The organism is Arthrobacter sp. UNC362MFTsu5.1 (assembly GCF_000685965.1).
Taxonomy (GTDB): Bacteria; Actinomycetota; Actinomycetes; order Actinomycetales; family Micrococcaceae; genus Arthrobacter.
Genome location: NZ_JMLE01000010.1, coordinates 96,621 through 120,574, shown reverse-complemented (window position 1 = coordinate 120,574; position 23,954 = coordinate 96,621). Strand labels below are relative to the sequence as shown.

Annotated in this window: 24 protein-coding genes and 2 riboswitches; of the genes, 15 read left to right on the top strand and 9 right to left on the bottom strand. The window is 67.1% G+C overall.

Annotation, left to right across the window (positions count from 1 at the left end; all coding sequences use genetic code 11):
* Nucleotides 1-38 precede the first annotated feature (38 nt).
* Nucleotides 39-1,832: a CAP domain-containing protein gene (locus BS38_RS25000; RefSeq protein ID WP_231511219.1), complete on the bottom strand. Its 1,794-nt coding sequence runs from the start codon at nucleotides 1,830-1,832 to the stop codon at nucleotides 39-41.
* A gap of 155 nt (nucleotides 1,833-1,987) precedes the next feature.
* Between BS38_RS25000 and dcd the strand changes: the two genes are divergently transcribed.
* The gene (gene dcd, locus BS38_RS0111675; RefSeq protein WP_028270970.1) at nucleotides 1,988-2,563 is read left to right on the top strand and encodes a dCTP deaminase; all 576 of its coding nucleotides are present in this window, start codon (nucleotides 1,988-1,990) and stop codon (nucleotides 2,561-2,563) included.
* 39 nt (nucleotides 2,564-2,602) lie between these two features.
* Here the strand turns inward: dcd and BS38_RS0111670 are convergent, their stop codons facing one another.
* The 3 genes from BS38_RS0111670 to BS38_RS0111660 form a co-directional block, all read right to left on the bottom strand.
* Nucleotides 2,603-3,793, bottom strand: coding sequence for a cation:proton antiporter (locus BS38_RS0111670; protein WP_028270969.1), 1,191 nt, complete (start codon nucleotides 3,791-3,793; stop codon nucleotides 2,603-2,605).
* Between the two features lie 5 nt (nucleotides 3,794-3,798).
* Nucleotides 3,799-4,281 carry a cation:proton antiporter regulatory subunit gene (locus tag BS38_RS0111665; protein WP_028270968.1) on the bottom strand — a complete coding sequence of 161 codons (483 nt, stop codon included), beginning with the start codon at nucleotides 4,279-4,281 and terminating at the stop codon, nucleotides 3,799-3,801.
* 64 nt (nucleotides 4,282-4,345) lie between these two features.
* Nucleotides 4,346-5,749 carry an MFS transporter gene (locus BS38_RS0111660; RefSeq protein ID WP_028270967.1) on the bottom strand — a complete coding sequence of 468 codons (1,404 nt, stop codon included), beginning with the start codon at nucleotides 5,747-5,749 and terminating at the stop codon, nucleotides 4,346-4,348.
* A gap of 204 nt (nucleotides 5,750-5,953) precedes the next feature.
* On the opposite strand from BS38_RS0111660, the gene BS38_RS0111655 reads away from it, so the two are divergent.
* The 6 genes from BS38_RS0111655 to mnhG are packed head-to-tail and all read left to right on the top strand — an operon-like array spanning nucleotide 5,954 to nucleotide 12,499.
* Entirely contained in the window at nucleotides 5,954-8,998 is a 3,045-nt protein-coding gene (locus tag BS38_RS0111655) for a Na+/H+ antiporter subunit A (RefSeq protein WP_028270966.1), read from the top strand.
* Nucleotides 8,995-9,582 (top strand): Na(+)/H(+) antiporter subunit C, encoded by a 588-nt coding sequence (locus BS38_RS0111650; RefSeq protein WP_028270965.1) that lies wholly within the window; start codon nucleotides 8,995-8,997, stop codon nucleotides 9,580-9,582. Before BS38_RS0111655 ends, BS38_RS0111650 begins: the two co-directional genes overlap by 4 nt.
* On the top strand, nucleotides 9,579-11,234 hold the full coding sequence (locus tag BS38_RS0111645) for a Na+/H+ antiporter subunit D (protein WP_028270964.1): 1,656 nt from the start codon (nucleotides 9,579-9,581) through the stop codon (nucleotides 11,232-11,234). Before BS38_RS0111650 ends, BS38_RS0111645 begins: the two co-directional genes overlap by 4 nt.
* Nucleotides 11,231-11,776: a Na+/H+ antiporter subunit E gene (locus tag BS38_RS0111640; RefSeq protein WP_028270963.1), complete on the top strand. Its 546-nt coding sequence runs from the start codon at nucleotides 11,231-11,233 to the stop codon at nucleotides 11,774-11,776. The genes BS38_RS0111645 and BS38_RS0111640 overlap by 4 nt, the downstream gene beginning before the upstream one ends.
* Nucleotides 11,773-12,051, top strand: coding sequence for a monovalent cation/H+ antiporter complex subunit F (locus BS38_RS0111635; RefSeq protein WP_028270962.1), 279 nt, complete (start codon nucleotides 11,773-11,775; stop codon nucleotides 12,049-12,051). Before BS38_RS0111640 ends, BS38_RS0111635 begins: the two co-directional genes overlap by 4 nt.
* Entirely contained in the window at nucleotides 12,041-12,499 is a 459-nt protein-coding gene (mnhG, locus tag BS38_RS24995; RefSeq protein WP_051628861.1) for a monovalent cation/H(+) antiporter subunit G, read from the top strand. The genes BS38_RS0111635 and mnhG overlap by 11 nt, the downstream gene beginning before the upstream one ends.
* Nucleotides 12,500-12,524: 25 nt before the next feature.
* On the opposite strand, the gene BS38_RS0111625 is transcribed toward mnhG, so the two are convergent.
* On the bottom strand, nucleotides 12,525-12,788 hold the full coding sequence (locus BS38_RS0111625) for a DUF4235 domain-containing protein (RefSeq protein ID WP_028270961.1): 264 nt from the start codon (nucleotides 12,786-12,788) through the stop codon (nucleotides 12,525-12,527).
* Nucleotides 12,789-12,938: 150 nt separating this feature from the next.
* Nucleotides 12,939-13,081, top strand: a riboswitch (TPP riboswitch).
* A gap of 73 nt (nucleotides 13,082-13,154) precedes the next feature.
* On the opposite strand from BS38_RS0111625, the gene BS38_RS0111620 reads away from it, so the two are divergent.
* The 7 genes from BS38_RS0111620 to BS38_RS0111590 all read left to right on the top strand — a co-directional run bounded on the left by BS38_RS0111620 (nucleotide 13,155) and on the right by BS38_RS0111590 (nucleotide 20,019).
* A complete protein-coding gene (locus BS38_RS0111620) occupies nucleotides 13,155-13,787 on the top strand; it encodes an ECF transporter S component (RefSeq protein WP_028270960.1) in 633 nt (210 codons plus the stop codon).
* Nucleotides 13,788-13,803: 16 nt separating this feature from the next.
* Nucleotides 13,804-15,465, top strand: a complete 1,662-nt coding sequence (locus BS38_RS0111615; RefSeq protein WP_028270959.1) for an ABC transporter ATP-binding protein — start codon at nucleotides 13,804-13,806, stop codon at nucleotides 15,463-15,465.
* Complete coding sequence (locus BS38_RS0111610) at nucleotides 15,462-16,265, top strand: energy-coupling factor transporter transmembrane component T family protein (RefSeq protein ID WP_028270958.1); 804 nt, start codon at nucleotides 15,462-15,464, stop codon at nucleotides 16,263-16,265. The genes BS38_RS0111615 and BS38_RS0111610 overlap by 4 nt, the downstream gene beginning before the upstream one ends.
* Nucleotides 16,266-16,370: 105 nt before the next feature.
* Complete coding sequence (locus BS38_RS0111605) at nucleotides 16,371-17,894, top strand: UDP-N-acetylglucosamine 1-carboxyvinyltransferase (protein WP_028270957.1); 1,524 nt, start codon at nucleotides 16,371-16,373, stop codon at nucleotides 17,892-17,894.
* Nucleotides 17,895-17,966: 72 nt separating this feature from the next.
* A complete protein-coding gene (locus BS38_RS0111600) occupies nucleotides 17,967-19,193 on the top strand; it encodes a glutamate--cysteine ligase 2 (RefSeq protein WP_028270956.1) in 1,227 nt (408 codons plus the stop codon).
* Nucleotides 19,194-19,221: 28 nt separating this feature from the next.
* Nucleotides 19,222-19,545: a hypothetical protein gene (locus BS38_RS0111595; RefSeq protein WP_028270955.1), complete on the top strand. Its 324-nt coding sequence runs from the start codon at nucleotides 19,222-19,224 to the stop codon at nucleotides 19,543-19,545.
* 81 nt (nucleotides 19,546-19,626) lie between these two features.
* The gene (locus BS38_RS0111590; RefSeq protein ID WP_028270954.1) at nucleotides 19,627-20,019 is read left to right on the top strand and encodes a nuclear transport factor 2 family protein; all 393 of its coding nucleotides are present in this window, start codon (nucleotides 19,627-19,629) and stop codon (nucleotides 20,017-20,019) included.
* Between the two features lie 61 nt (nucleotides 20,020-20,080).
* Here the strand turns inward: BS38_RS0111590 and BS38_RS0111585 are convergent, their stop codons facing one another.
* On the bottom strand, nucleotides 20,081-20,605 hold the full coding sequence (locus BS38_RS0111585) for a hypothetical protein (RefSeq protein WP_028270953.1): 525 nt from the start codon (nucleotides 20,603-20,605) through the stop codon (nucleotides 20,081-20,083).
* A 336-nt stretch (nucleotides 20,606-20,941) separates the two neighbouring features.
* Here BS38_RS0111585 and BS38_RS0111580 point away from each other — a divergent pair, with 336 nt between their 5' ends.
* Entirely contained in the window at nucleotides 20,942-21,658 is a 717-nt protein-coding gene (locus tag BS38_RS0111580; protein ID WP_028270952.1) for a hypothetical protein, read from the top strand.
* 123 nt (nucleotides 21,659-21,781) lie between these two features.
* Here BS38_RS0111580 and BS38_RS0111575 read toward each other — a convergent pair whose 3' ends face one another.
* From BS38_RS0111575 to BS38_RS0111565, 3 genes are read right to left on the bottom strand one after another with little or no spacing between them, the layout of a single operon-like run.
* Nucleotides 21,782-22,990 (bottom strand): O-succinylhomoserine sulfhydrylase, encoded by a 1,209-nt coding sequence (locus BS38_RS0111575; protein WP_028270951.1) that lies wholly within the window; start codon nucleotides 22,988-22,990, stop codon nucleotides 21,782-21,784.
* Nucleotides 22,991-23,401 carry a rhodanese-like domain-containing protein gene (locus BS38_RS0111570; protein ID WP_028270950.1) on the bottom strand — a complete coding sequence of 137 codons (411 nt, stop codon included), beginning with the start codon at nucleotides 23,399-23,401 and terminating at the stop codon, nucleotides 22,991-22,993.
* Nucleotides 23,398-23,709 carry a DUF1737 domain-containing protein gene (locus tag BS38_RS0111565; RefSeq protein ID WP_051628866.1) on the bottom strand — a complete coding sequence of 104 codons (312 nt, stop codon included), beginning with the start codon at nucleotides 23,707-23,709 and terminating at the stop codon, nucleotides 23,398-23,400. The genes BS38_RS0111570 and BS38_RS0111565 overlap by 4 nt, the downstream gene beginning before the upstream one ends.
* A gap of 34 nt (nucleotides 23,710-23,743) precedes the next feature.
* A riboswitch (SAM riboswitch) is annotated at nucleotides 23,744-23,858 on the bottom strand.
* Between the last annotated feature and the right edge of the window lie 96 nt (nucleotides 23,859-23,954).

Here is a 23,954-nt window from a genome sequence, read left to right as displayed (position 1 = left end):
CGCCGAGGGGCTCCTGCGGGGTGCCAACTGCGCGGTGGCTACTGCGCGAGTCGCTGACCCGCCCAGGCGCCCGGGACGGACGACGGCGATGCAAGGGTTCCGGTGCTGAGGTCCCAGTACTGCACCACGTCGCCGGCCCGTCGAAGGGCCAATCCCGTCGAGTTCAGCCCCGTGACATCCCGCAGCGGCCGGATGGCTGTGACGTCCGACCATCCGCTAGCCACGATCGCCCGGGTTTCGGCGCGCGGTGCCGGCGCGCCGGAGCCGCGGTAGAGGCGGACGTTTCCGTCCGTCTGGCGGGCCAGCAGGTCCTGGAAACCGTCGGCGTCGTAATCCGCCATGGCGAGCCGGGTGGCTGACACACCGGACGCCATCAGCGTCCGCTCCACCAGATCCGCCTTCCCGCGGTTGGGGTACAGCCAGAGGTTCCCGGAGCCGTCCAGTGCCACCAGTTGCGGGAGCCGGTTGTTGGCGCACCAGCCCCCCACGGCCAGGGTCATTCCGGCCCATCCCGACTGGCCCAGGGTCACGGCGGGGAGGAATCCGCCCGCAGCGGCCCCGGACTGCAGGGTGACCCGTCCGTCGGTCCATTGCACCAGGAGGTCGAAGACGCCGTCCCGCTCCCAGTCCGTGACAAAGAGCTCCTTGGCGCCGCCATATCCGGTGCCGATGACCTGCTGTGCGCCGAATTGCCGGTTCCCGAGTGACGGGCGGTTCAGGAGGTCGCCGGACGAGTTCACGGACACCAAATCACCGGGACCCTTGATGGCGGCTGCGGTCAGGTCCGCCGTCGGGGGCATGTGCCGCACCAGCGGATCGCACACGCTGGCGGGCTGTGCGGGCATTTCACTGCTGCCGCCCGGGCTGCTGGTGGTTCCCGCGGGGAGTGTCCCGTATCCGAAAAAGTCCACCACTCCCCACATGGTGTAACGGTTCGGCGTGGTCTGCCAGTTGCCGTCCGTGAACGTGATGCCGATGCCCATCACAGTGAACCGCGGGTCCTTCAGGATCGCGTTGTGTGCGGGTGAGCCCTTCCACCATTCCACCAGTTGCGCGGCATCGCGGTCCCAGCGGACCGCGATGACCTCCCCGGCGCCGTTGGTGGGGCTGAGCGCCCGCGGATCGGTCCAGAAGCTTGAACGGTGCTCGATCACTTCGCGTGAGGCGATGCTGTCGGACCACTCCTGCGCCATCGCGGCCACGGTGGCGTGGTACTTCACGGCGGGCAGGCCGAACGATGCCCGATAGCTGTTGATGGCGTTGAACACAGCGTTAATCTGCGCCGAGGCGTCGTCCCTGACGAGTGCCTCGGTGGTGAGGGACTCCGTGCGGAGGACCCCGGTGCCTGCCGCGGGTGCGGATGTGGGGGCCGGTGGAGCCTGGGCGAGGGCAGCCAGGTCCGACTCCGTGGCGGACAGCGGCGGAATGGACGCCGGCTCGGGCGGGGAATCCTCGGCTGCCGGGTAGGCCGGCTGGGCTTCGGTGGACAGCGTCCCGGCGGCGTCCGCAGTTCCTCCGGTGCCGGCCAACGCGGCAGCGGCTCCGTTTTGGTCCCCTGCTTTTTGGTTCCCTTGAGTGATGTTGGGGTCCACGGCGGGGGCGAGCCGCCGGCCCGGTGCGCTACCTGCGGCGCCCGTGCCGCCGTCGTACGCGAACGACGGCGGGCCGAGGGCGACGCTCGGTGTCTGTTGACCCGGCGTTTGACGGCCGGCCACGGAGGAGGAGAGGGGTTCCGGGCCTGAGGAAGATCCCCCCAGCTGGCCGGCGGCAGGCGGGATGAGAGCCAGAGCGCAGATCATGGCCGCCAGTGTCCGTGCCGAAATTTTCCTCAAGCCAACCCCAGATCCTTTGGTGCCGCCCGTTCAGGGGGAGGTGCACCGTCACAGCCGCAACATCAACCTCATTCTGTATCGACGATGACATTTCGTAACAGCAGCAACAGTAACGCTGCAAAACGGGGGCGGCAATGGATGCGGTATTTTTGAGTGTGCTGATCTCTGACCGCGATATTCGTGCCGAAATTGATTCCCAACGGATTGTCCTGGACCCGTATGACCCGGTGATGGTCCAGCCGTCCTCCGTGGACGTCCGGATTGACCGGTTCTTCCGGTTGTTCGACAACCACAAGTACGCGCACATCGACCCCGCCGAGGACCAGCCTGAGCTGACGCGGCTGGTGGAAGTGGACGCGGGAGAGCCGTTTATCCTCCATCCGGGTGAGTTCGTGCTCGGCTCCACCTATGAGACCGTCACGCTGCCGGACGATATTGCGGCACGCCTTGAGGGAAAGTCTTCGCTGGGCCGGCTGGGGCTGCTGACGCACTCCACGGCAGGGTTCATCGATCCCGGGTTCTCCGGGCACGTCACGTTGGAGCTTTCCAACATGGCAACGCTGCCCATCAAGCTGTGGCCAGGCATGAAAATCGGCCAGTTGTGCTTCTTCAGGCTGAGCTCGGCCGCGGAATTCCCCTACGGCTCCGGTGAGTATGGCAACCGCTACCAGGGCCAGCGCGGCCCCACCGCCAGCCGCAGCTACCTGAACTTCCACCGCACCGAGATCTGAGAGAGCGTCGCCGGGAAGGCGGCAGGATCTGAGAGAGCGTCAGATGGGGCGGGCGGCCGGCCGCGGTTTTGCCGGGCGGCGCAGCATCTTGACCACGGGCTCCACGTAGCGTGCCGCCAGCGGTCCCATGATGGCCATGATGAGCACGTAGGCCGTGGCCAGTGCGGCGAGGTCGTGCGGCACTACGCCGGACGCTACCGCCAGGCCGGCGATGACGATGGAGAACTCGCCGCGGGCAATCAGTGCGGCCCCTGCGCGGAAACGGCCCGGCAGGGCAATTCCAGCCCGCTTGGCGGCCCAGACTCCCGTGATCACCTTGGTGCCGGCCGTGAGGACCGCCAGGATTAGAGCCCAGCCCAGAACCGGCGGGATGGACGTGGGGTCGGTATTGAGGCCAAAGACCACGAAGAAGATGGCGGCGAACAAGTCCCGCAGCGGCTCCAGGATCCGGGTTGCGCTGTGCGCCGTGGCCCCGGAGATGGCGATGCCCAGCATGAACGCCCCCACTGCGGCCGAGACCTGCATGGCAGCGGCGAGGCCGGCAACCAGGAGCGCGGCGCCGAGGAGGTTCAGCAGGAACACCTCGGAATTCTCGCTGTGCACTGCCTTGGACACATGGTGTCCGTGCCGGAGGGCCACCACCAGCACCACCGTGACCACGGCCAGTGAAATCCCCACGGTCTGGAGTCCCACCAGGAAGCTGACTCCGGCGAGGGTGGCGGTGAGGATGGGCAGGTACACGGCCATCGCCAGGTCCTCGAAGACCAGGATGGAGAGCACCACCGGGGTTTCGCGGTTACCGATCCGGCCGAGGTCCGTGATCACCTTCGCTGCGATGCCTGAGGAGGAGATGTACGTGACGCCGCCCATCACCATGGCTCCCACCAAACCCCACCCGAGCAGGACGGCCAGGGCTGCCCCGGGAATGAAGTTCAGCACGAGGTCCAGGACGCCGGCCTGCCACGACCGGCGCAGCCCCGTAACCAGCTCCGCCGCCGTATATTCCAATCCGAGCATAAGCAGCAGTAGGATGACGCCGATCTCGCTCGAAAGATGTGCGAATTCGTGCATGCCTTCGAGTTTGACCAGGCCGCCGGCCCCGAAAAACAGCCCGCCCACCAGGTACAGGGGAATGGGGGACATCCCGATCCGCCCGGCCAGCCTGGCCAGCAGGCCAAGGCAGAACACGACGGCCCCCAGTTCGATGAGGGTTAGCGCGAGCGGGTCCATGCCGCTCAGCCGTTGCGCAGGATATCGGCCGCCGTATCTAGGCCTTCTTGCGTTCCCACCGCCACGAGCAGGTCACCCGGGTGAAGGACGACGTCGGGTCCGGGGGAGGGGACCACCTCGCCTTCCCGCATGATGGCGACTATGGAGACGCCGCTGCGGGTGCGGATGCAGGCCTTGCCCATGGGCTGGTTATGGAACGGCGAGTCTCCGGCAATGGAGAACTGGCGTGTGACGATCCCGGGGATTTCGCGGTGCTCTTCGGAGAGCTGCATCGCCAGCCGCTGCCCGCCCAGCAGGTTGCCGAGGGCCGCGGCTTCGTCGGCGGTCAGGGGAATGGACGCCTGGCATGTGTCCGGATCGTCCCAGGTGGAAACGATCAGTTCGGTTTGCCCTTCGCGGTACTCCACCACGCCGATCCGGCGTCCCGAAGCGGTCATGAAATCCTTGCGCCTGCCAAGGCCAGGGAGGTCTGTCTCATCCACGTTCATGGCACCAGCCTAGTCCGCGCAGAGGGCGTTGGAGGGCCGAAACGGCGAATTCCCCGCTGCCTGCTCAGGCCGCGGGAACCACCGCGATTTCCACCTTCCCCGGCGGCTTGACCGGCAGCAGCACCAGCAGCCCCGCCAGCAGCACCACCATGATGCCGAGGATGCCCCAGCGCTGGGCTTCCCCCGGCGCCACGAGCGGCGAGGCCACGGCGATGCACAGGGTGAAGAGCGTCGGCGCCAGGAAGCTGACTGCCCGGCCGGTGGTGGCGTAGAGGCCGAAGAGCTCCCCGGATTCGCCATGCGGCGCCAGCCGGGCAAGGTAGGCGCGCGAGGAGGACTGGGCCGGACCCACGAAGAGGCAGAGGAAGAGCCCGAACACCCAGAAGGTGGTGGTGCCTGCCCAGGCCTGCCCGAAGAAGACATAGCTGCCGTTGCCCAGGACCAGGATGACGGTGCCTGCAATCAGCAGTCCGACGAGCGAACCGATGATGACGGCTTTCGGCCCGATGCGGTCGTCCAGGAAGCCGCCGATCATGGCTCCCACCGCGGCCACGATGTTGCCGAAGATCGCGAAGAAAATGACTTCCTTCAGTTCGAAGCCGAAAGTTCCCGCCGCGATGATCCCGCCGAACGTGAAGACGGCGGCCAGCCCGTCCCGGAAGATGGCGCTGGCGAGGAGGAAGAAGATGGTGTGCGGACTGGTGCGGTAGATCGCCTTGATGCGGCGAACCAGCAGCCCGTAGGAAGCCAGGAACCCCAGCTTCGCGGCCTGCTGCTGCCGGGGCAGCTCCGGCACCGCGAACAGCACGGGCAGCGCAAAGATGAAGAACCAGAGGGCTGAGAACACGGCAACGAGGCGGATGTTGAGGCTGTCCTCGGTGGAGGCCCCGAACCACGCGAAGCTGGGCTGGACGAACAGCTGCAGCACGATCAGCAGCGCGACGATGCCGCCCAGGTAGCCCATGCCCCAGCCGAAGCCGCTGACCTTGCCGATGTTCCTGGGGGTGGAAATCTGCGCCAGCATGGCGTTGTAGTTCACCCCGGCAAATTCGAAGAAGACGTTGCCGAGGGCGATGAGCGTGACGCCCAGCAGAAGGAATTCCGGCCGCGGAAAGACAAAGAAGCACAATCCGGTCAGGACCGTGACGGCGGCCGTGTTGAGCCCCAGCCACATCTTCCGGCGGCCGCCGGTGTCCGAACGCTGGCCGGTTACGGGCGCCAGGACGGCGATGGCTGCGCCCGCGATCGCCAGGGCACCGCCCAGCACGGCCGAGGCCTGGTCCTCGCCGCCGAACGCTTTGGACGTCAGGTACACCGTGAACACGAAGGTGGTCATCACGGCGTTGAAGGCGGCAGAACCCCAGTCCCAGGCGGCCCAGGCGAGGACCTTGCCCTTGCTGGTGGCCAGTGTTCCGGACTCCAGCTCGGACGGGGGGTGCGTAGCCGCTGAGGCGGTGACGGGGTTCATAGGCTGAATGCTATCCGCCCCTAGCTAAACGGCGAGTGAAGGGGCGGTGGAAATTCCCCGGCGTCACGGGGAATCCGCTGCCCGGCGGTCGGGTCGCTGGCAAAAGTGTTTGCATCCGCTTGATAAACTGTCTGCACCGAACCTGACGTATGACCGCCTGCTCCAACTTTTGACAATCGAAATCCTGACGTTGCGGAGATACCTGTGATCACAGTCCTTGCCGTGCATTTCGCTGTGGCCGCTGTGGCGCCGTTTCTCTTCAGGAAATTCCGCAGGAACTCGTTCTATGCGCTGGCTGCGGTTCCCGCGGGCTCGTTCGTCTGGCTCCTCTTCCAGCACGGCGCCGTATACCAGGGCGCGGCCGGCCAGGAGGCACCCTCCTCCACGGGCAGCGCCGTCACCGAGCTCCTTCCCTGGATTCCTGAGCTCAAGATCGAGCTCGCGTTCCGGATGGACCCGCTGGCCTGGATCATGTCCCTGCTGGTGCTCGGCGTGGGTGCCCTGGTGCTGGTGTACTGCGCCCGCTACTTCAAGAACAAGGACAGCGACCTCGGCGGCTTCGGCGCCCAGCTCCTGGCGTTCGCCGGGGCGATGTTCGGCCTGGTCACGGCCGATGACCTGCTCCTGATGTTCATCTTCTGGGAACTCACCACCGTCCTGTCCTACCTGCTGATCGGCTACGCCCGCACCAGGCTCTCCGCCAGACGCTCGGCCCTGCAGGCCCTGATGGTCACCACGGCGGGTGGCCTGGCCATGCTTGTTGGCCTCATCATCCTGGGCTTCAGCGCCGGAACCTACCGGATCTCGTCCATCCTGGAGATGGCTCCCGGGCTGGCCACCGGGCCGGCAGCGGGAGCCGTGGCCGCCGCCGTCGTGCTTATCCTCATCGGTGCCGTGACGAAATCCGCACTGATCCCGTTCCATTTCTGGCTCCCCGGAGCCATGGCGGCGCCCACTCCGGTGAGTGCCTACCTCCACGCCGCAGCCATGGTGAAGGTCGGCGTCTACCTCGTGGCGCGCCTGGCGCCGGGGTTTGCGGAAACGGCCTACTGGCTGCCCATGGTGCTGGGGCTGGGCCTGGCCACCATGCTGGTGGGCGGATACCGCGCGCTCCGGCAGACCGACATCAAGCTCATCCTTGCCTACGGCACGGTCAGCCAGCTGGGCTTCCTCACCATGGTGGTGGGCCTCGGCAAGCCGGACGCCGCGCTGGCCGGGCTGGCCCTGCTCCTGGCCCACGGACTTTTCAAAGCCACCCTGTTCCTGGTGGTGGGCATCATCGACCACCAGTCCGGCACCCGTGACCTCCGCAAGCTGTCCGGCGTCTACAAGTCCTCCCGTGCACTGGCGGTTGTCGCAGCCATCGGTGCCGCCTCGATGGCCGGCATCCCGCCGCTGGCAGGGTTCGTGGCGAAGGAATCGGTGTTCGAGGCCTTCGTGCACTACGGCACCTCAACGGATCCCGCCGGGCCCGGCGCCTGGGGGCCGGTGGTCCTGGCAGGGCTGGTCCTGGGCTCCATCCTCACCTTCGCCTACAGCGCGCGGTTCATGTGGGGTGCCTTCGCCTCGAAGCCGGGCATCGAGCCCACACCGTTCAAGGCCATCAAGCCGTCCTTCCTCGCCGCCCCGGCCCTGCTGAGCCTGCTCACCATCGTTTACGGCCTGTGGCCGGCACCGGTGGACGGGTGGATCCAGCCGTACGCTGCGGAGTTCGTGCACGACGGCGGCGACCCGGCAAGCGCCGCCGGTCACCTTGCACTGTGGCACGGACTTACTCCAGCGCTGGGCCTGACGGCCCTCACGTTCGCGTTCGGCATCGCCATGTTCTACGGCCGCGGCATCGTTGCCCGCGCCCAGGGCCGGGTGCCGGCGTGGGTGGACGGCGACCGGGCCTACCAGATGACGATCGGCGCCCTGGACGACGTTGCCGTCTGGGTCACGGGACGCACGCAGCGTGGTTCGCTGTTCTTCTACCTCTCCGTCATCCTCACCGTGGCCTTCGCACTTCCGCTGACCGCGCTGCTCATTGCCGGCAAGCCGCTGCCGGAGGGACTGTACTTTATCGATCCCAATTCGCCGCTGCAGCTGGTGGCCGGCGCCGGCATCGTGATCGGGGCCCTGGCGGCTGTCCGCGCCAACAAGCGGTTCCTGGCGGTGCTGATGGTCTCCGTGACTGGCTACGGCATCGCCCTGATGTTCGCACTGCAGGGGGCGCCGGACCTCGCCCTGACCCAGATGCTGGTGGAAACCATCATCCTGGTGGCGTTCGTCCTGGCCATGCGCAGCCTGCCGGCCGAGCTCCGCGACCGCACCGGCGGCAAGTACCGGGTGATCCGCGTGATCATCGGGGTGGCGTTCGGAATCACCATGATCTTCGTGGCCATCTACGCCATGGGTGCCCGGGTTGCGACGCCCGTCGCGCTGGAGTTCCCGCGGCTGGCCTATGAGGGCGGCGGCGGACTGAACATCGTCAACGTCACCCTGGTGGACATCCGGGCGTGGGACACCTTCGGGGAGATCTCCGTGCTGGCGCTGGCCGCCACCGGCGTGGCCAGCCTCATCTTCGTCAAGGGACGCGGCGACGGACTCCGCGCCTCGTCCTCGGTGGCCGAGGGGACAGTGGGCCGCCGGTCCCACGCAGGGCAAAGTTCCCGGGACAGTGCGGCACTGGCGCTGAGCCGCAAATTCGCCGCATCCACCCGGGATGCCTGGCTGGTGGCCGGGCGCACCATGGCTCCCGAGCGCCGCTCCATCATCTTCGAAGTGGTGACGCGCCTGGTGTTCCACTCGATGATCGTCTTCTCCATCTACCTGCTGCTGGCCGGCCACAACCTGCCCGGCGGCGGCTTCGCCGGCGGGCTGACGGCCGGACTAGCCCTGACCATCCGGTACCTTGCCGGCGGCCGCTTCGAACTGCGCGAGGCCACCCCGGTGGGCGCGGGAACGCTCCTGGGCATCGGTCTGGCCACGGCCGCGGCCTCCGGGGTGGTGCCGCTGCTGCTGGGCGGGCAGGTGTTCCAGAGCGCCATCATCGAACTGTGGCTGCCGGTGTTCGGCGACATCAAGTTCGTCACCTCCACTATTTTCGACATCGGCGTCTACATCGTGGTGGTGGGACTGGTGCTGGACGTGCTGCGCAGCCTGGGCGCCGAAATCGATGAACATTTTGAAGAAAACCCGGCCGGCGAGACCGAAGGGCAGGAACCCGAAGGCGTTCCCGCCGAAACCACCGGGAGGGGGAAGGCATGAGCGTCAACCTGACACTGCTGACGGTCATGGGCGCGCTCTATGCCTGCGGCATCTACCTGATCATGGAACGAAGCCTCACCAGGGTGCTGCTGGGCCTGATGCTTTTGGCCAACGCCACCAACCTGCTGATCCTCGCCACCGGCGGCTACGCCGGCCTGGCGCCCATGTTCAGCAAGGACACGGACCCCCGCGACTACAACGACCCCCTCCCGCAGGCACTGATCCTGACCTCGATCGTGATCTCCTTCGCCGTGACCGCGTTCATGCTGGGCATCATCTACCGGACATGGGTGCTGGCCCGCCGCGATGAGATCCAGGACGACGTCGAAGACATCCGCGTCGCAGAAACCCCCAGCTTCGATGCCGAGGACGACTCCGAGATTCCGGTCGAGACTTCCGAGTTTCCGCTGACCATGATCGGCTCCGACGGCCGGGGGATTTCCGACTCGGGCGTTTCCGGCTCCGAGGACGGTGGCGCGACCGTGAAGGCGGGCGACCACCGGATCCGGGCCAAGGACGCCGCCGCGGAAGAACAGCCCGGCTCCCAAAACGTGACCCCCGGCCCGGAAGGAGGCGTGAAGTGAACATCGCAAGCTTTGCCCCGCTCGCCGTCGTACTTCCCATCCTCGGCGCCGCCCTGACCTTCGTGCTGATCCGGCACTCGCGGGCGCAGCGGGCCGTCAGCATCACGCTGCTTTCGCTGACCCTGCTGCTGGAGTGTGTGCTGCTGGCCTCCGTCTGGGACGGCGGAACGGCTGCCGTCAACATCGGCGGCTGGCTGCCGCCGTGGGGCATCGTGATGGTGGTGGACCAGTTCTCGTCGCTGATGCTGGTGGTCTCCTCCACCGTCAGCCTCGCCGTGCTGGTGTACGCCACCGGCCAGGGCATGGCCGACGGCGACCAGGACGCCCCGCTGTCGATCTTCCACCCCACCTACCTGATCCTGGTGGCCGGGGTGTCCAACGCCTTCCTGTCAGGGGACCTCTTCAACCTCTATGTGGGTTTCGAGATCCTGCTGACGGCAAGCTACGTGCTGATGACGCTCGGCGGAACGGGCCCGCGCATCCGCGCCGGCGTGACCTATGTGGTGGTCTCCGTGGTGTCGTCCGTCCTGTTCCTGATCGCCATAGCCATGATCTACGGGGCCACCGGAACCATCAACATGGCGGACCTCGCGATCAAGCTCGCAGACCTGGACTCCGGGACGCGGATGCTGCTGCACGTGATGCTGCTGGTGGCCTTCGGCATCAAGGCGGCTGTCTTCCCGCTGTCCTTCTGGCTGCCTGACTCGTATCCCACCGCGCCGGCCCCCGTCACCGCCGTGTTCGCCGGCCTGCTGACCAAGGTGGGCGTCTACGCGATGGTGCGCACCGAGACGCTCCTCTTCCCCGGGGACTCGCTGAACACCCCGCTGATGGTGGCCGCCTTGCTGACCATGGTGGTGGGAATCCTGGGTGCCCTGGCCCAGAGCGACATCAAACGTCTGCTCTCATTCACCCTGGTGAGCCACATCGGCTACATGGTGTTCGGGCTGGCCATGTCCTCCGTGGCAGGGCTTGGCGCGGCGGTGTTCTACGTGGCCCACCACATCACCATCCAGACCAGCCTGTTCCTGGTCACGGGCCTGATCGAACGCCGCGGCGGAAGCTCCTCGATCGACCGTGTGGCCGGCCTGGCCAAGCTGTCCCCGATCCTGGCACTGCTGTTCTTCATTCCCGCCATGAACCTGGCCGGAATCCCGCCGTTCTCCGGCTTCCTGGGCAAGCTCGGGCTGCTGCAGGCCGGTGTGCAGCTCGGCACCCCGCTGGCCTACGCCCTGGTGATCGGCGGTGTCCTGACCAGCCTGCTGACGCTCCTGGCCATCGCCCGGGTGTGGAACCGCGCGTTCTGGCGCAAGCCCGAGGACGCAGAGAACCCCGACCCCGTGCTGCTGGCCGCCCCCGAGGACTCCGACACCGGCGACCGCGCGGGCAAGCGCAACGTCACGCTGCTGCCGCGGACCATGGTGGGATCCACCCTGGGGCTTGTCGCCTTCGGCGTGGCGCTCACCGTCTTCGCCGGGCCGCTCTTCCGGGTGGCGGACCAGTCGGCCGTGGAGATGCTGGACAGGAGTTCCTACATCCAGGCGGTGCTGGGCGAAAACGCTCCGGTGCCCCCGGTCGCGCAGCCTGAACCTGCGGAACCGCAGCCGGAAAGCCCGCAGCCTGAGGGCCAGCAGCCGGAGGTCCAGAAGTGAACCGCCGACGGATCTCAATCCGGCAGGAACTGCCCCTCCTCGTCTGGCTGGTGTTTGTCTGGGGTGCGCTCTGGCAGGACTTCAGCGCCGGGAACCTCCTGTTCGGAGCCCTCATCGCCGTGGTGGTGGCGCGCTTGTTCTACCTGCCGCCGGTGGAACTGGGCGGCCGGTTCAGCATCGTGCGGGCCGTCCCGTTCGCCATCGTTTTCCTGGGCAAAGTGGTGGCCGCCAGCTTCCAGGTGCTGTACCTGGCGGTGGCCCGCGGGCCCAAGGTGACCAACGCCGTCGTCGCCGTCCAGCTCCGCAGCCATTCGGACCTGATGGTCACTGCCACCGGCCACGTCATCTCGCTGATTCCAGGCTCACTGGTGGTAGAGGTGGACCGCTCCACGTCCACGCTCTACATCCACGGGCTGAACGTGCGGAGCGGGGAGGACATCGTGAACCTGCGCAAGGAAGTCCGGGATGCCGAGGCGGCACTGATCCGGATCATGGGCACGCGTGAAGAACTGGCCGCACTGAAACAGGAGGTGGGCGCATGATGGAAGTCGTCCTGACCGTAACGGCCGTGATCCTGTCGCTCGCGGCAGCCGGGGCCATTGTCCGGATCGCCATCGGCCCGTCGCTGCTGGACCGGGTGCTGGCCTCGGACGTGCTCCTGGCCATCATCGGGGCCACGCTCTGCATCGACATGGCCGTGAACCGGCACCTGAACAACCTGATGCTGCTGGTGGCGCTGTCCATCATCGGGTTCATCGGGTCCGTGACTGTGGCGCGCTTCGTGGCCGACCGGCGGGAGCACCCCAATGAATCCTGAACCATCCGCCGTGGACACCGTCATCGACGCCGTGTCTGCCGTTTTTATGGTGGTGGGCGCCGTGATGTCCCTCGGCGCGGCCATCGGCCTGTTGCGCTTCCCCGACCTGATGAGCAGGATGCACGCTGCCACCAAGCCGCAGGTGCTGGGCCTTTTCCTGCTGCTGGCCTCGGTGGGCCTGCAGCTGCGGACCTGGTGGGTGTGGCCCGCACTGTTCGTGGCGTGGATCTTCCAGGTCCTCACCGTTCCCGTATCCGCGCACATGGTGGGCCGGGCCGGCTACCGCACCAAGCACCTGCACAGGGAGCTGCTGACGACGGACGAACTGGAGGCCGTGGTCCAGAAGGCGGCGGACAAGAAGACCGCCGACGGGCGGGCCGCCGGCGGCCAGGAACCAGACGAGCGCGCAGCGCACGACGGTCCCGCCGACGACGGCGCGTCAGCCTAGCGGGGGGCCCGCAGGACGGATGGGCCTAGACGATGTCCTGGGTCTTGGCGAAGCGGGTGATGGCACGCTGCGTGCCGCGGTTGGCCAGGACCTGGATGATGGCGCTGACAGCGGCCGAGACCAGCGCAAAGGTCAGGGCGCTGCGCAGGGTGGTGGGGACGTCGTTCTTGTCGCCCTTGGGGGGCTTGCGTCCGGTGACCTTTTCCCAGACGACGTCAACGGCCTTCGTGCCGGCAAATCCGGCCAGCAGGCTCACTCCGGTTCCAAGCAGCTTGATGAAAAAACTCATTCCAGTACCCCTAACAGGTGGGAGACGGCGGAAACAGGGCTTCCCCTAGCCTAGCCGCATCAGGCCGCCCCCATCACCGCGCATTGTGACAGCCGCCCCGGGATTTCGCGGGCCTGCGGGTGTAAACTGGTCCACGCCCACAAGGGCGAATTGATACGACAGGGGAGCGTCGCCGTCGGGCATCACTGGAACAGTCCAGGGAACCGGAGGCGGGCGCTGAGAGTGCGGACAGCCGCAGACCCTCGAACCTGATCCGGTTAGTACCGGCGCAAGGGAGTCGAGTTCTCAGAGTGTCCGGCAGCAGGCGGCGGAAGCCGCGGCCCTTGCCGGGAAACACTCTCCCCTCCTGTACCTCAGGAGGAAGACATGACTGATATTTCTGCAAAGCAGGCGTTGCCGCACAGCAAGTACAGCTGGCGCGTGGTGGACATTGTGGTTGCCGCGTTGATCGCAGTGGCCGGCGGCGTCATTTTCTGGGCCTGGTCCCAGGGCGCCGCCGCCGTTACCCCGGCCATGAACGCCGTTTACCCGCCCCTGACCGGCCTCATTGCCGGCGGCTGGATGATTCCCGCCGTCCTGGGCATGCTAATCATCCGCAAGCCCGGAGCCGCACTGTTCTGCGAAACAGTGGCTGCCACCGGTGAGCTGATCATGGGCTCGCAGTACGGTGCCTCCGTGCTGTTCTCCGGCTTCGTGCAGGGGCTCGGCGCCGAAATCATCTTCGCGGTGTTCGTGTACAAGAAGTTCAACCTGCCCGTTTCGCTGCTGGCCGGTGCCGGTGCAGGCCTCTTCTGCGGCCTGAACGACTCGTTCGCTCCGTGGGGCTGGAACGTCGCCTACGCGGCCGGTGACAAGCTGGCCTACATCATTTTCACCGCCATTTCCGGCGCCATTATTGCCGGTGCGCTGTCCTGGATCGCCACCCGCGGCCTGGCCCGGACCGGTGTGCTCAGCTCCTTTGCCTCCCGCAAGGCAGCAACGGAGCCCGTCTTTTCCTGACGAACGCACCCCGCTCATGACATCTTCGGACAACGTCCGCCCGGCTGCGGTCACGGCACGCGGCTGGGGCTGGCGGCACGCCGGCCGGTCCCAGCCCGCCGTCCACGGCCTGGACCTGGACATCCAGCCTGGCGAACGCGTGCTGCTGCTGGGCCCCTCCGGCGCGGGCAAATCAACACTGCTGCACGCCCTGGCCGGGGTACTCGGCGACAGCGACGCCGGCGCCCACCATGAAGGCACGCCGGACGCCGACGACTCGGACGAGACGGGCACCCTCCTGATCGACGGCGCCCCGCCGCGGGCACAGCGCGGCCGCGCCGGCCTGATGCAGCAGGACCCCGAGACGCAGGTGGTCCTGTCCCGCGTGGGGGACGACGTCGCCTTCGGCGCCGAGAATCTGGCCGTGCCCCGTGCGGACATCTGGACGCGCGTGGGAGAAGCGCTCGACGACGTCGGGCTGGCCCACCTGCCGCTGGACCACCCGACGTCGGCCCTCTCCGGCGGGCAGAAGCAGCGCCTTGCGCTTGCCGGCATCCTTGCCATGCGCCCGGGACTGCTGCTCCTCGACGAGCCCACGGCCAACCTTGACCCCCTGGGGGTCCTGGAGGTCAGGGACGCCGTGGGCCGGTGCCTGGATAAAACCGGGGCAACGCTGGTGGTGGTGGAACACCGCGTGGGCGTGTGGAAAGACCTGGTGGACCGGATCGTGGTGCTGCAGCCTGGATCGGCCACGGATTCCGCAGTGCTCCTGGACGGGCCGCCGGACCAGGTCCTAGACCAGGCCCGGGACATGCTCGTGGCCGCCGGCGTCTGGGTGCCCGGGTATGTGCCCGCCACCCGCGCACGTTCCGGTGCTGCGCTGCCGGGTGCCGCAGGGCTGCCCGGTGCCGCGGGGCTGCCCGGTGCGGGGCTGTCCGGTGCGGGCGGGCCCGGTAACGGGAACCTCCTGCTGGCTGCGGAGCACCTCGCCGTTTCCCGCGACCGTCCCCGCCGGCGCCGTTTCAAATCCATTCCGCCGGTCCCGGTGCAGTCGGACATTACGGCGCAGGTCCGGGCCGGGCAGGCGCTGACCATCACGGGCCCCAACGGTTCCGGCAAGTCCACGTTTGCCCTGACCCTCGCCGGGTTGCTGCGCCCGGTGGCCGGCACGGTTTCCGCCACGGTGGACCTCAGCGAAGGCGCCGGCATTGACCCGTACAAGTGGAAAGCGGAGCAGCTGATCGCGAGGATCGGCACCGTGTTCCAGGAGCCGGAGCACCAGTTCGTCACCGGCCGGGTGCTGGATGAGCTGATGTTCGGTCCGCGGCATCTTGGCCATGGTGAGGAACGCGTGGACGAGCTCCTGGAGCGCCTCCGGCTGACTAAACTCGTGGACGCCAACCCCTACACTCTCTCGGGCGGGGAGAAGCGCCGGCTGTCCGTCGCCACCGTGCTGGCCGCCCACCCCCGGGTGCTGATCCTGGACGAGCCCACGTTCGGCCAGGACGCAAACACCTGGGCGGAGCTGGCCTCCTTCCTGTCGGAACTACTCGACGCCGGCACCGCCGTGGTGTCCGTGACCCACGACCAGGAATTCAGCGACGTCCTGGGCGGCACCGAGCTGAAACTTGGTGCGCCCGAACTCAAACTCGCCGGGCAGGAACCCGGCCTGCGCAACCCGGAGGTGGCAGCACCATGAGGGAAGCCTTGACCCTGAACGCGAACCACGCCCTGCTCACCCGGGCCAATCCGCTGGCCAAGTTTGCGGTCGTGATGCTGATGACCGTGGTGCTGGCGCTGTCCATCGACTGGGTGTCCGCCTCGGTGGCCCTGGCCTTCGAACTGCTGCTCTTTCCGCTGGCCGGACTGACCGTCGCGTTGCTCTGGCAGCGTGGCTGGCCGCTGATCCTGGCGGCGGCACTGGGCGGCTGGAGCACCTCGATCCTGGCGCCGGACACCGGAACGGTCCTGCTCGACGTCGGCATCTGGTCCATCAGCGAAGGCTCGCTGGAGCTGGGGCTGGGATTCCTGCTGCGGGGACTGGCGATCGCCCTCCCTGCGGTGCTGCTGATGAGCTGCACGGATCCCACGGACCTGGCGGACGCACTGGCCCAGAAGGCGAAGCTGCCGCACCGCTTTGTCCTCGGCACGCTGGCCGCCATGCGGCTCGTGGGGCTGATGGCGGAGGAGTGGCAGACCATCGGCATGGCCCGGCGTGCCCGCGGCGTCGGTTCGCACGGAACGCCTGCACAGCGACTCCGGGCAACGCTTGGACAGAGCTTCGGGCTCCTGGTGCAGGCCATCCGCAGGGCTTCACGGCTGGCGGTCACCATGGAGGCGCGGGGCTTTGGCGGTGCGCAGCGGACGTGGGCACGGGAGTCCACGTACAGCATCCTGGACGTCTGGGTGGTCCTCGGCGGGCTGTTGATTGCGGTCGCGGCTGTATGGGCGGCGGTCAGCGCCGGGACGTGGAACATGGTGTTCCTCGAGCAGAAATAGGCCGCACGTCACCGATATATCGCACGAAGTGGATAATCTGTGACTTCAACTGCAGTTTCCGGCGTTTCGCGTCGACTAATAGCTCATGGGTGATATTTTCGTCCTATGACTCAAGAGACTGCTGAACACGTAGGCCTGCTGCTCCGCGATGCCCGCACCGAGAAGGGCTGGACCCAGGGGCAGCTTGCCGGCGAGCTGGGCACCAGCCAGAGCGCCATCGCCCGGATGGAGCAGGGCAAGCAGAACCTCAGCCTCAAGATGATCCAGCGGCTCGAGGCGATTGTGGGACGCAGCATCGTCAAGGTGGGCCGGCCGCAGATGACGCACCTCCGGGTGGAAGGCGGCCGCACGTTGTCCGGTTCGGTGGACGTCAACAGCAGCAAGAACGCCGGCGTGGCCCTCCTCTGCGCGAGCCTCATCAACCGCGGCACCACCACGCTGCGCCGGCTGGCCCGGATCGAGGAAGTGAACCGGATCGTGGAGGTCCTCACCAGCATCGGCGTCGAATGCACCTGGCTCAATGCCAACGATCTGCAGATCCGCCGCCCCGCCGTTTTGGACCTCGACTCCATGGACGTGGAGGCGGCCCGCCGCACCCGCAGCGTGATCATGCTGCTGGGGCCGCTCCTGGACGAATCCGCCGAGTACCGGCTCCCGTATGCGGGCGGCTGCGACCTGGGCACCCGCACCGTGGAGCCCCACATGCAGGCCCTGCGCCAGTTCGGCCTGTCGGTGGAAGCCACGTCCGGCTTCTATTCCGTGCAGGCACCCCCGGCCGACGGCGACAACCGCACCTTTGTGCTGAGCGAACGCGGTGACACGGTTACCGAAAACGCCATCATGGCGGCCGCTCACCGCCGCGGCACCACGGTGATCCGCAATGCCAGCCCCAACTACATGGTCCAGGACCTCTGCTTCTACCTGCAGGGCCTGGGAGTGGAGATCGACGGCGTTGGGACCACCACCCTCAAGATCACGGGGCAGCCGTCCATCGACGTCGACATCGAATACTTCCCCTCCGAGGACCCCATCGAGGCGATGAGCCTGATTACCGCCGGCATCGTGACCAACTCCGAGGTAACCATCCGCCGGGTTCCCATCGAATTCATGGAGATCGAACTCGCCACCCTGGAGCAGATGGGCCAGGAACTGGAGATCTCCGGGGAATACTTTGCCCGCAACGGCCGCACCCGCCTGGTGGACGTCACCACGAAACCTTCCGCGCTGCATGCACCCACGGACAAGATCCACCCCATGCCGTTCCCCGGCCTGAACATCGACAACCTTCCCTTCTTCGCCGTCATTGCCGGCAACGCGGAAGGCCAGACCATGATCCACGACTGGGTCTACGAGAACCGCGCCATCTACCTGACCGAGCTGAACAAGCTCGGAGCCCGCGTCCAGCTGCTGGATCCGCACCGGATCTACGTCAACGGACCCACACGGTGGCGCGCAGCCGAAGTGGGCTGCCCGCCGGCCCTCCGCCCGGCCGCGTGCATCCTGCTGGCCATGCTGGCCGCCCGCGGGGTTTCGGAGCTGCGAAACATCTACGTGATTGAGCGCGGGTACGAGGACCTGGCCGAGCGGCTCAACACCATCGGCGCCAAGATCGAGTACTTCCAGGACTGAGCGGTTCCATGCCCAATAAGGGCTCTCTGACGGTGCCTGTCTAACCGCGCGTCACGGGGGCACAATGTATGCATGCGAACTTTCGGGGTTGAGGAAGAGCTGCTGATTGTGGACCCCGTGACCGGGGAGCCGCTGGCGCTGGCGGACGCCCTCCTGACAGGGCGGAAGCTCGCTGCCGACGACGCTCCGGACAAACCGCGGATTCCGGATCCGCACGATCCAGCCCGTAACGACGGCGACACCGGGCTGACTGCCGAGCTGAAACTTGAGCAGATCGAGACACAGACGCGCCCGTGCCTGGACTATGAGGAGCTGCTGCTGCAGATCCGCCAGGGGCGTGCCCTGGCGGACAGGGCCGCGAAGAAACACCATGCGCGCGTGGCCGCTCTGGCAACATCGCCGATTGCCTCCACGACGCACACCACGCCGAATCCCCGCTACGCCACCATGCAGGAGCGCTTCGGACTCACCGTCCATGAGCAGCTGACCTGCGGTTTCCACGTCCACACATTCGTCGAATCGCCGGAGGAAGGCGTCGCCGTCATCGACCGGATCCGGGACAAGCTGGCGGTTCTCACGGCACTCAGCGCGAATTCGCCGTATTGGAACGGTGTGGAGACCGGTTTCGAAAGCTACCGCACCCAGGCCTGGAACCGCTGGCCGACGTCGGGCCCGTCCCAGATCTTCGGGACCCACTCCATGTACCGCCGCGTGGTCACCCGGCTGCTGGACAGCGGCGTGCTGCTGGATGAAGGCATGATCTATTTCGACGCGAGGCTCTCCCGGAACCACCCCACCGTGGAAGTCCGGGTGGCGGACGTCTGCCTGCATGCCGAAGACGCAGCCCTGATCGCCGTCCTGGTGCGCGGCCTGGTGGAATCGGCCAGCAGGGAATGGCGGGCCGGTGTGGACCCGGCCCCCGTGCCCACAGTGCTCCTGAAGATGGCGGCGTGGCAGGCCAGCAATTGCGGGCTCCGGGGAGACCTGCTCGATTTTGGCACCTTCCGTCCCGCTCCCGCCGAGGAAGTGGTGGAGGCGCTGGTGGACTACGTGGCGCCGGTCCTGGCCGAACAGGGCGAGCTGGAATTGGCCCGGGAAGGCGCCCGCAGGATCATCGACCGGGGCACCGGCTCGGAACAGCAGCGCCGTGCCATGCAGGAGGGCCTGGCGGCCAGCTCGGACGTCGCCGCCGGTCTGGCCGCGGTGGTGGCCCATGCCGTTGACGTCAGCATGCGCCAGGCTGAAGCCATCACCGTGCGCGAGCAGGCGCCGGTGCTGTTGCGCGTCCGCCAGTCCTGATCAGGTTCCTACTACCCCGGAGCGCGCCATGGAAACCGAATTCGCCACAGTCGCCGGCCATGATGTCACCACCATCACCTGTGTCTGCGGAAACACCGTCAGCGACGAGGGGCTGATCCAGGCCAATTCCGAAGGCATGCCCGTCCACCTTGGCGAGGGCACTCCCGTGCCGGAGGGACTCGCGGCGTGGCCCGGGGACGAGGACCTTTACACGCTGTGCCCTGCCTGCGGCCGGGTCTACCACGACACCGTCATTGAAGAGACCGGAACCGCGCCGGTGGCCTTCACCGTGGACGTGGCGGCCGGTCCCATCGCCGAAGCGATCCGCCTGCACTGGGAGCTCGACACCTGACTCATCGACAATCAAATTCCGCGGGAATAGCCTTGAAACGTCCGAGAATTACCCGACGACGAAGACGGGAAGGTGCCAGAAATGGGAACCCGGGAGAATGTTGAGCTGGTCCGGCGCGGATACGAGGCCTTCAGCGCAGGCGACATGGCAACCCTTGGCGGACTGTTCGCGGAGGACGCAGTCTGGCACGTCGCCGGAGATGGCGTGCTGTCCGGAAAGAAGGAGGGACGCGACGCTATCCTGGCCTATTTCGGGGAACTCGGGACGCGGTCCGGGGGCAACCTGACAGTGACCGTCGAGGAGATCATCGGCGGGGAAACCAACACCGTTGCGGTCCAGCACAACCGGGCAGAGAGCGGCGGCAGGGCCCTGGACCAGGACGGCGTCATCGCCTTCCGGGTCGCTGGCGGCAAGATTACCGAGGCGCGGGAGTTCTTCCAGGACACCGCGAAAGGCGACGCATTCTGGGCTTAGCCGAACCTGCTGCGAAACGCACGAAGGGTGACCCGTTCGCGCTGAAACCGACCGGCGCTGTTCAGTCGGTCTGGCCTACCTGCCAGACCTCGGCATGTCGGCATGAGTCCGGTTTGGTCACACCCTGCAGTGAATTGCCGGTGCCGCCGCCCAGGAGGATCTCATCTCCGTGACCGTAACTGGACCCCTGGTAGTGGAGTCTGTCGTCCTCCCACTCGACTTCGTCGACGGGAAACGCGGCGATCCAGTCAGTCCCGTCCGGTGCCTGTATGTACAGGCACCCCGCGTCGAGGACGAGTTTCCCTTGCAGCGCAGCAGTATCGCTTCCGCTCCCGTGGGATACGTACGTGGCAATCGGCGAAGAGCGATGCGAGGCCGACGACGTCCCGGAGGTGCTTTGGGACGCGGGCGCACTTGTACTGCCCGGAGCTGAGGTTCCGGCCGAACCGCAGCCCGGCACTGCGATGGCCGCAGCTGCCAGCACTACAACCACCGCGGCTGCCCGGACCCGGGCTCGGTCCCCGGACGGCTCGGCACTGTCACGACGGGCACTGTCACCACCGGCACTTTCACCACGGAACGACATGCCTTCATCATGGCACTGCGGTCAAGGCCGTCAAGGTGGACAAAAAGGGCAGACGCAGCCAGCGGGCGAAACAGGTAGTGGACACTCTGTTAGCCGCGGGCGTTCTGCCGTAGCTTGGCGCTATCGCGTCAGCCAGCGGTGCTCGAGGGGGATCGAAAGCACCGGCGGGACCGGCCGGAACCCGGCCGTCCGCCAGGCACGATCCCCGCGCCACTTGCCGCGCAGCAGCACGCCGCATCAGCCTGGCAGCGATCGACTGACCGCCCGGCGGATCCGGCTCCGGAATGCGCCCCGAAACCCCCGGGGCGGACCGGACCATCGAACGGGGATCAGTCCATGCAAAGGCGCACCACTCCAGCAGCCCTCCTCCTGACAGCGTTCCTGGCTCTCGCCGGGTGCGGAACAAACACCGGCACCGGAACGCAAACGTCCTCGCCGCCTCCCTCCAGTGCCACGCCAAGCCCGGCCAAGACATACACGGATGCGGACCTCAGCAGCCTGGTGTCCACCCTGAAGGATGCTGAGGGGCGGCCGCTCACGGTGGTCCCCGCGGCGCAGATCGACCAGGGCATCATCAAGGCCAAAGAGGTGCTGAAGAGTGCGACCTTCACGCCGCCGGAGTGCAATGTCTTCGCCGACAGCAACTCCCAGGTCCCCGAAGACAGCACGTATGCGGCCGGAACCAGTGTGTCGGCGGCGGACAAGACCGCCATCGTGGTCACCGTCATTGCCCTCAAGGATGCCCAGGAACTGCGGGATCATCTGGACGCATCCAAGAAAGCTTCGGCCGCGTGCCGTAACTTCACCGTGGAGCTGGCAGGGCAGAAGATCACCACCGAGGTCCAGGAGGTTAACGCCGAGACCAAGGGTGACCAGTCGTTCGCTGCCCTGGCCAAGCAGAGCCTCTCCACCGGGGAAAAGCAGGCGGCCCTGACGATGACCGGCATCAAGGGAAACCTGGCCGCCACCGCGGTGAAGGCGGGACCCGATGTAACCCCGAATGCCGCGGCGGAGCTCGCCCAGCTGATCGACACCATCCTCGCCCACGGCTGACGGCGGCGCGGCGGGCCAACGGACACGGCCGTGTAGGGCAAACGGACAGAGCGCGAACGGACAGATAACGCCCCACAATGCAGGGCCGTATCTGTCCGTTCGCGCTGGTTGTACCTCTGCCGGTCAGATCTGCTTGAGCGCCTGCTCCAGGTCGCGGATGAGGTCGTCGACATCCTCGAGCCCAACCGACAGCCGGACCACGCCGTCGCTCAGCCCGATGGCTGCGCGCCCTTCCGGACCCATGGCGCGGTGCGTCGTGGTGGCCGGGTGGGTGATGAGCGATTTGGCATCGCCAAGGTTGTTGGAGATGTCGATGATCCGCAGCGCGTCCAGCAGTGCAAAAGCTGCCTCTTTCGCCGTGCGGCCCGCCGACGGCGAGAGCTCCAGCGTGAGTACGGTGCCGCCGGCCTTCATCTGCTTGGCGGCGAGCTCGTACTGCGGGTGCGACTTCAGCAGCGGGTACTTGACCCAGCTGACAGCCGGCTGCTCCTCGAGCCATTCGGCCAGGCGGAGCGCCGAGGCGGAGGAATGGTTGACGCGCAGCGCCATGGTCTCCAGGCCCTTGGTCAGTACCCAGGCGTTGAAGGCGGACAGCGCAGGCCCGGTGTGGCGCATGAGCTGTTTGACCGGGCCGTCGATGAACTCCTTGGTGCCCAGGATGGCGCCGCCCAGCACCCGTCCCTGGCCGTCAATGTGCTTGGTGCCGGAGTACACAATCACGTCCGCGCCGAGCTCGCCGCAGCGCTGCAGCAGGGGAGTGGCAAAGACGTTGTCGACGACGACCGTTGCCCCGGCCGCGTGGGCCAGTTCGCTGACCGCGGCGATGTCCACGATCTCCTGCATGGGGTTCGACGGCGACTCGAAGAAGACCGCCGTCGTCGGTTCGGCCAAGGCGGCCCGCCACTGCTCCAGGTCCGGACCGTCCACGAACACCGTTTCCACGCCCCAGCGCGGCAGGATTTCGTTCAGGATCACAAAGCAGGAGCCGAACAGCGACCGGGCAGCCACCACGCGGTCGCCCGCGGCCAGCAGCGCACCGAGGGCCGTGAAGACGGCGGACATGCCGGACGCCGTCGCAAAGCACGCCTCGGTGCCCTCGAGCAGCCGGAGCCGCTCCTGGAACGTGGCCACGGACGGGTTGCCGTAGCGCGAGTACACGAACCGTTCGTCTTCGCCGGTGAAGGCGCGTTCGGCGGCGGCTGCGGATTCATACACGAAGCCGGAGTTGAGGAAGATCGGCTCGGCCGTCTCCTGGAAGTTGGTGCGGTCAAGGCCGCCGCGGACAGCCTGGGTGTCGGGGCTCCAGCCGGCGGCGTCGGGATTGAAAGTCACTTAGTTCTTTCCGAGGTTGGTGGGCAGTCCGCGGTTTTTCCAGCCGTTGACGGTGCGCTCGCCGTAACGGTCCGGTTCGCCTTCAAAGCCTTCGAGGACGTTGTAGGCGGTGAAGCCGGCCTGCGTGGCGGCGATTGCCGCGGCGATCGAGCGGACGCCTGATCGGCAGAGGAACACCAGTTCGACGCCGGTGTCCTCCGGTGCCTGCTGCTTCAGCTGCTGAATGAATTCCGGGTTGGGGATGCCGCCGGGGAACGTCCACTGGATGAAGAGGGGATCGTTTTCGGTGGCTTTTGTGTCCGGGATGCCGATGTGGGCCCATTCGCCTTCGGTGCGGACATCCACCAGTACCGCGCCCTGTTCCAGTTTGGCCCAGGCGTCCTGCGGGGTCAGGTCTCCGGCGTAGCTCATGCGTGGCCCTCGAAACCTTCGCCGGGGAAGTCGAGGTCGAACTCAAGTTCGTCCACCGCCGTGGCCACCGCGGCGTCCGAGCTGGCGATGGCTGCGGGCAGCACCACGGCCTGCGCCACGATCACGCTGGTGCCGTTGAACGTGGCCGCCGGGCTCCCGTGCAAAACATAGCCATCGGCCAGGGCCGCGGAGATGCGCTCGCAGAACGAGCGGTCGTCGGGGCCGGTAATCAGCCTGTAGGCCAGCTTTTCCTGGGGCAGGTCCTGGGCCGGTTGGTCCTGGCCGGCGGCGGCCGGTTCGGTAGCCAGTGGGGCGGGTGCGTCAGACACGACGGATCTCCTTCTCTCACGCTTGCAGCTCGAATGGGTCGATATGCCGAGTATTCACCTGAGGCACCCCGCCGTGGAAGGAGGGTTGCCGACCGGCCAGTCAGGGCTTGGCACCGGTTCTCATTACTCCCCAAAAACGTAACACTTACGACGGCGGCCCGCACCGCCGTCGTCGTCATCTTCCGTAACGGGACATGGCAGAACGCGGCACTGCCCCCGCGTTT